Consider the following 6,816-nt stretch of genomic DNA (forward strand, 5'->3'; position numbering starts at 1 on the left):
GGCTCCCTCGAATGGCGTCGGCGTCGGGCAATCCCGTCACTTCAAGCCGCTCAGCCCGAAGCCGCGGTTGACCCAGCGCTGCAGCACGGCAAACAGCAGAAAGACGGGGATGGTCGCGAGCACCGCGATCGCCATCTGCTCGGTCGCCGGGTTGCCGTAGTACTCGCCGAACTTCACCAGGCCGAGCGGGAAGGTGCGGTACTCATCCTGCGAGACGACGGTGAGCGGCCAAAGGAACTGGTCCCAGCTGTCGCGGAACGAGAGCACCGCGAGCACCGCGAGCGCCGGGCGGCACTGCGGCGCCACCACCTGCCACAGGATGCGCAGCTCGCTCGCCCCGTCTATCCGCGCCGCCTCGATGTAGTCGGAGGGCACCGAGAGGATCGCCTGGCGCATCAGGAACACGCCGAAGGCGTCCACCAGCAGCGGCCCGAAGATGCCCTGGTAGGTGTTGACCCAGCCGAGGTTGTACACGACCAGGAAGGTCGGCACGAGCGTGACCTCGAGCGGCAGCATCAGCGTGCTGAGGATCAGCAGCAGCATGAAGCGGTCGCCCGGGAAGCGGAACTTCGCCAGGCCGTATCCGGCCAGCGTGCAGAACACGACGTTCCCGGCCATCACCGCCACCGACACCACCCCGCTGTTGAAGAAGTAGGTGGGAAAGGCGGCGCGCGACAGCGCGTTCGGGTAGTTCTCCGGATGCCAGACCGTCGGGATCCACTCCGTCGTGAGCTGGAACATCTTCTCGCCGGCCTGGAAGGAGGTGGTGACCATCCACAGGATCGGCAGGACGACGAGGACGGTGAGCGCCGCCAGCAGCGCGGCGCCGAGCCAGCGCCGCAGCGAACGGAGGTGCGCCGGGCGCGGGCGGCGGGCGGGGGCGCGGGAGGCTGCCGTCATCGCAGGTGCGCCCTCTCGCTGCGCATGAAGATCTGCATCTGGAGCACGGTGAAGACCAGCATGATCGCGAAGAGTACGACGGAGATCGCGGCCGCCTCGCCCATCTTCAGGTAGGAGAAGCCCGTCTCGTAGATCAGCATGGAAAGGACGCGGGTCGCGTCGCCCGGGCCGCCGCCGGTCATGATATAGGGCATCAGGAAGATGCGGGAGGCGAGCAGCGCCGAGACGACGACCACGAAGAACAGGGTCGGCATCAGCAGCGGCAGCGTCACGTGGACGAAGCGGCGCACCACCCCGGCGCCGTCGATCTCCGCAGCCTCGTAGTAGTCCTTCGGGATCGCGAGCAGGCCGGCGAGGAAGACCACCATGAAGTAGGGCGCGAAGCGCCAGGCCGTCACTGCGATGATGGCCGGCATGGCGAGGTTCTCGTCCGTCAGCCAGTCCACCCGCCCGACGCCGAAGGGCTGGAGGAGCTGGTTCACTAGCCCGAACGGGTGCAGCAGGAAGCGCCACACCAGCGTCACCGCGATAATCGGCATCAGGTTGGTCAGAAACATCGCCGTCATGCAATGCCGCGCGCCCGGAACCGCGGTGTTGATCGCGAGCGCCAGCGCGAGTCCGGCCAGGGTGATCAGCGCCGTGGACCCGGCGATGTAGACGAAGGTGTTGATCAGGCTGGCGCGGAAGACCGGGTCCTCGGCGAGCTTCGCGTAATTCTCGAGCCCGACGAAGCGGGGCGCAGAGACCATGTCGTAGGCGCTGAGGCTCAGCTCCATCGCCCAGAGCATCGGCCCGAACTTGAAGGCCAGGAAGAACAGCAGCGCCGGCAGCACGAAGGCGGCGCCCACGAGCTGCAGCCGCCGCCCGAAGCGGAGGCCGCCGCGCCGCAGGCGAGCGCCGGCGGCGCGCTCGCCGCGGTCGGGCGCGGCCGCGTCTGGCAGTCTGGCGGAATGTGCTGTGCTCATCGGGTCCTCGGTCCGGAGGCGGCGGCGCGCCGCGTCGCGTGCCGTCGCCGCCAGGGATGCGTGGTCCGTCGGCGGCGGGCGCGCGTCAGCCCCGCCGCGCCGCCTCGGTCGCGCGGTCCACCGCCGCGGCGATCCCGTCGAGCGTGGCCTTGATGTCCGCCCGGTTCAGGAGGATGCGCTGGACGCCGCGGTGCACCTGGTCGGCCAGTTCGTTGTAGACGGTGGTGCGCGGCAGCGGCACGCCCTCGTCGCGCGCGCGGATGATCTCGGCGACGTGCGGGAACCGCTGCACGCTCGGATTGTCCACCCAGCCGCTCTTGCGGGCCAGCGGGAAGGGCGCCGCGTCGGCCCAGGCGTCGGCGGGGTCGCTCATCATGAACCGGTAGAGCTCGTGCAGGACCTCCTGCTTCTCGCGCGGCGCGCGGGCGTTGACGACGAGGTTGAAACCGTAGGTCGTCGAATATCCCTTTCCGCGCTCGACGCCCGGGTACTGGACCGGCCGGTAGTACCGCTCCTGCTCCATGCGCGGGTTCTGCGAGGTGATCGCCGCGGGCGGGATCGGATGGCAGAAGAACATGGAGCAGCGCTCGCGCAGCCAGTCCATCTGCGGCAGCGGGTTGGTGGCGATGGTGTCGGCAGGATCCTCGGCACCGTACTGGCGCGCGATGGAGGCGCGGATGGTCATGGCGCGCACCCCGGCCTCGCTGTTGATCGTGCAGCGGCCCTGCGCGTCGAACCAGCGCCCGCCGCACTGGTGGAAGATCGGATTGAACTGGATCATGGTCCACTGGGCGGCGTGCATCGCGAACTTGAAGCCCTGGCGGACGAAGCGGTCGCCCTCCTTCACCGTGAGGCGCCGCGCGACCTCGCCGAGCTCCTCCCAGCTCTTCGGCCAGTCGCGCTCGGCGTCGAGCCCGACCTCGGCGAAATGGCGGGTGTTGAGGTAGTTGCAGAAGCCGTAGAACCAGAGCGGATAGCCGTACACCTGCCCGTTGTGGGTGGCGCCCTCGACGAAGGCGGGCGGGAAGTCGGCGGCGAAGGCCTCGCCCGAGGCGTAGCCGAGCTTCCGCACGTCGAGCGGGGCGAGCAGGTTGCGCGACAGCCAGGTGGGCATGAACCAGTCCTGGCTGACGAAGCCGTCCGGCGCGGTGCCGGTGGCGAAGCCGACGCTGAGCTTCTGACCGAGGTCGCCGAAGGGGAAGTACTGGAAATCCACCCGGACGTTCGGATTGCGCTCGGTGAATAGCCGGATGCGCTTGTGGATCCAGGGGCGCTGCTGCGGGTTCTCGAAGGTCCAGAAGCTGAGGCTGACCGGCCCGCGCGCCTGCGCCCGAGCCCGGCGCGCCGTCGCCGCGCCGGCCGCCAGGCCGAGCCCGGCCGCGCCGATGCCGCGCACCACCTCCCGGCGCGAGGCGCCGGCGGCGGTCGTCATCTTCGTGTGTGTCATGTCCTTCCTCCCCTGCCCCGTTCGAGGGGCGCATTCCTGCCAGGCCGCGCTGTGGCGCGCGGCGCCACTCTAGCCCGGATCGGGTTCCCGCCCATCGGCCGCGCGCCGCCCGGGCCGCAGCGCACGGGGATACGCTCCACCGCGCCTTACGGACACGGCATCTCTCCGACCACCTGTTCCACCGGGGTGGCGCTCACGGCGATGAGACGCTCAGGCGGCAGCCTCAGCTCCGGGTCGCTCCAGGGCGCCTCCAGCCGGCGTCCGATGAAGGCGCCGAGCCAGCGGCCGAAGCGCACGGCATCGCGGCCGGCGCGCGACCGCGCCGCCTCGTAGCGCCCTAGGGCGGCCTCGATCGAGGCGCTCCCGGCGAGCGCACACGCCAACTCGAGCGCGTCCTGTCCGGCCTTGAGCACGCCGATGCCGACATGCGGGCGCGCGACGAATGCGGCGTCGCCGAGCAGCGCGACCCGTCCGAACACGAGGCGCGCGGATTCGACGTCGTAGATGGGCTGGAGCATGATCTGGTCCGCCCTCGCGGCCGCCTCGGCGAAGGGCGGCGGCAGCAGCGCGGCCGCCATCCGCCGGAAGCCCTCGACATGCGCGCGGCGGATCAGCGGCGGCGGGATCGAGTACTCGTGGCAGAGCCCCGTCTCGTCGGTGAGGAGGTCCGCGAGCCCGCCCTCGTCGACCGGGCAGTACCAGAGGAAGTTGTAACGCCGCCGTCCGGGCTCCAGCGACTCGTCGCGGCCGGCGACGGGATAGCCGATGAACTGGCTGCGCGGCGGGAACACGAACGCGTAGCGGCCGAAGACCGCATCGCGGAAGCCCGCAGAGAGCGCCGCCTCGTCAACCATGCCGCGCCAGGCGACGTAACCGGCGTAGCGCGGCACCACCTCCGGCGCGAGGAGCGCCCGAACCGTCGAGCGGAACCCGTCCGCCGCGACCACCAGGTCCGCCTCCACCGTTTCGCCGTCGGAGAACCGCAGCGCCGCCCTGCCGGCGGCGCCGGTTGCGACCGCCACCACCTCGCGGCCGCGGTGGTAATGCTCGGCGGGGAAGGCGGCGTGCAGCGGATTGAACACCCGCGCCCAGGCGGTGAGGTATTGCGGACGCGGGTGGAAGGCGATCTGCCGCCCCCTGCGGTCGTAGGCGGTCCGCCCCGCGACGCGGATCCCGAGGGGGCCGTCCGGCCTGGCGCCGGCCGCGGCCAGGATCGCGTCGAGTTCGGGGTGCATCGCGATGCCGGCGCCGCGCGACTCCAGGCCGCCAGCGACGCGCTCGAAGACACGCACCCGCCAGCCGCGGCGTGCGAGCATGTTGGCGGCGAACAGACCGCCGACAGAGCCTCCGACGACCGCAGCCGTCAGGCCGGATGCTGCCATGCGCCGTGTCTCAGGCCAGCCGGGTCGCAGGCAAACTCGTGCCCCTCACCCCCCTCATCCCCGGATACCGCTCCTCCGCAAGACTGCCGGCCGCCCCTGAGAAGAGCGGTCCTCCATGCCATACGGCGCATGCTGCATGGTCGGTCGGCTGGCGCAAGGTGGATTCCGAACCGAGGGGACCAGGCCACGCCTGACCCGCTCCGGGCCCGCCGGAAGCTGTCGGGTTCGAGTTGCCCGCCAGGGCAGCCTTCTCAATCGGGGCGTGGTGGTGCCGCCCGCCCCTGGCGGCATGGTTTACCGAGCGGCGCGAGGAGGCGGCGCTATGGAACCGGTCACCCACGCCGAGCCGGCCAACTCGGCGGCTTCCCGGCGACGCCAGGATCCGCGCCACCGGACCACCGCGGCCTTGGGCAGGTCGATGACGGTTCCGATGTCGCGCTCGAGGGGGCGATCCGAGGCGTAGTGGCTAGGCTTCACCGCTTCACCGTATCGCTGCAGCGCCCCTGAACCGGTTGTGGCGCTGCGTCGAGAGCCTCGGCTGGCGTCCTCCATCCCTGTCTCTCGCGCGGCCTGCTGTTAGATGGCCACTGCTTCGATGGACGGTCAGCGGTTGGCGACCGGGTGTTGTCGGCCATGCTCTTCGCTTCGTATTCCCGGACGAGAGGTGGCCCAGGGCCGACTGGCACCCGGTCGGATTGCGGGGGCCCTCGATGATGTGGAACGCGGCCATGCGGGGTTCGGCCCGGGTTCGGCACCACCGACCTGCCCGTCAGCCGGTACAGGTTGTTCGGGGTCTGATGGAGTTCGTCTAAGCAGCAGTCTTCTGATTGGCACCGTGGAGGGCGTGCGCGCAGCGCTTGGTGGCGAGAAGCAATCACCCGTCCCGAGAGTCCTTTCCTTCTCCTCACATGCGCCACACGGCCCTGCTTGACGAGGCAGAGGTGGACGTCTGACGCCGTCTATGGCGCAATCCCCTCCCACGACCGACCGCGGGGGATCGCCAGATGACGAAGTTCAAGATCGTGACACCTGCCGGCGCCAGCTTCACGGTAGCCGGCGGCGGCTATGAGTACGAGATGGAGGCACTCGAGGGCCTCGGCGCCGAGATCGTCGAGTGTCCGGCGACCGAAGAGGGCTTCATCGCCGCCGCGCGCGACGCCGATGCGGTCTATGCCAAGGGCATGAAGTTCACCCGGCGCATGATCGAGGCACTGGAGCGCTGCCGAGTCATCGCCCTCGGTACCGTCGGCGTGGACTATGTGGACGTCGCCGCCGCAACCGAGAAGGGCATCCCCGTCACCAACTGCCCCGACACCTTCATCGAGGAGGTCGCGGATCACGCGATGATGCTGCTGCTCGCTGCGCACCGCCGCGCGCTGGAGCAGGACCGCATGGTGCGCGAGGGCCGCTGGGGGGAGGGCCGCCCGCAGCTCCTGCAAATCCCGCGGCTGATGGGCCAGACCCTCGGCTTCATCGGCTTCGGCCGCGTCGCCCGCGCCACGGCGCGCCGCGCCGCGCCCTTCGGCCTGCGCATGCTCGCCTTCGACCCCTATGTCGAGGAGCTGCTGATGACGCCCTATGGCGTCCAGCCGGCATCGCTCTCCGAACTGCTGACGCACAGCGACTTCGTGTCCATGCACCTGCCGGACACGCCGCAGACGAAGGGCTTCCTGCAAGAGAAGCACTTCCGACAGATGAAGAAGAACGCGATCTTCGTGAACACTGGCCGCGGCCCCACCGTCGTCGAATCCGCGCTGATCAGGGCGCTGCAGGAGGGCTGGATCGCCGGCGCCGGTCTCGACGTGTTCGAAGTGGAGCCGACCAGGCCCGACAACCCGCTGCACCGGATGACCAACGTCATCCTCTCGCCGCACAACGCCTCCGCCTCCGCGCGCTTCGATCCTGCGCGCAAGCGCCGCGTCGGGCAGGAGCTTGCGCTCGTGCTCACCGGCCGCTGGCCGATGAGCTGCGTGAACCCGACGGTGCTGCAGCGGTCCGGCTTGCGCCGCTGGCAGCCCTACTCGATGGAGCGCGGCCCGAACAGCTAGTGGTCTGATCGCCGTTGGTGATTCCCATGCTGGCCTGGCCCTGCGAGTCTGGGCGCATGAGGGAAGGCGTTGAG

At 70.2% G+C, this 6,816-nt stretch carries 5 protein-coding genes; 1 reads left to right on the forward strand and 4 read right to left on the reverse strand.

Translation table 11 applies throughout. The features are described from left to right. Positions 1-36: 36 nt before the first annotated feature. The 4 genes from IEX99_RS21335 to IEX99_RS21350 form a co-directional block, all read right to left on the reverse strand. A complete protein-coding gene (locus IEX99_RS21335; RefSeq protein WP_188904080.1) occupies positions 37-900 on the reverse strand; it encodes a carbohydrate ABC transporter permease in 864 nt (287 codons plus the stop codon). After that, entirely contained in the window at positions 897-1,865 is a 969-nt protein-coding gene (locus IEX99_RS21340) for a carbohydrate ABC transporter permease (RefSeq protein ID WP_188904082.1), read from the reverse strand. Before IEX99_RS21340 ends, IEX99_RS21335 begins: the two co-directional genes overlap by 4 nt. Positions 1,866-1,950: 85 nt before the next feature. Continuing rightward, positions 1,951-3,312, reverse strand: a complete 1,362-nt coding sequence (locus IEX99_RS21345) for an extracellular solute-binding protein (RefSeq protein ID WP_188904084.1) — start codon at positions 3,310-3,312, stop codon at positions 1,951-1,953. A gap of 146 nt (positions 3,313-3,458) precedes the next feature. Continuing rightward, complete coding sequence (locus tag IEX99_RS21350) at positions 3,459-4,694, reverse strand: FAD binding domain-containing protein (protein ID WP_188904086.1); 1,236 nt, start codon at positions 4,692-4,694, stop codon at positions 3,459-3,461. A gap of 1,004 nt (positions 4,695-5,698) precedes the next feature. Between IEX99_RS21350 and IEX99_RS21355 the strand changes: the two genes are divergently transcribed. Continuing rightward, entirely contained in the window at positions 5,699-6,742 is a 1,044-nt protein-coding gene (locus tag IEX99_RS21355) for a C-terminal binding protein (protein WP_188904088.1), read from the forward strand. Positions 6,743-6,816 lie beyond the last annotated feature (74 nt).

It is taken from the genome of Caldovatus sediminis, assembly GCF_014644455.1.
GTDB lineage: Bacteria > Pseudomonadota > Alphaproteobacteria > Acetobacterales > Acetobacteraceae > Caldovatus > Caldovatus sediminis.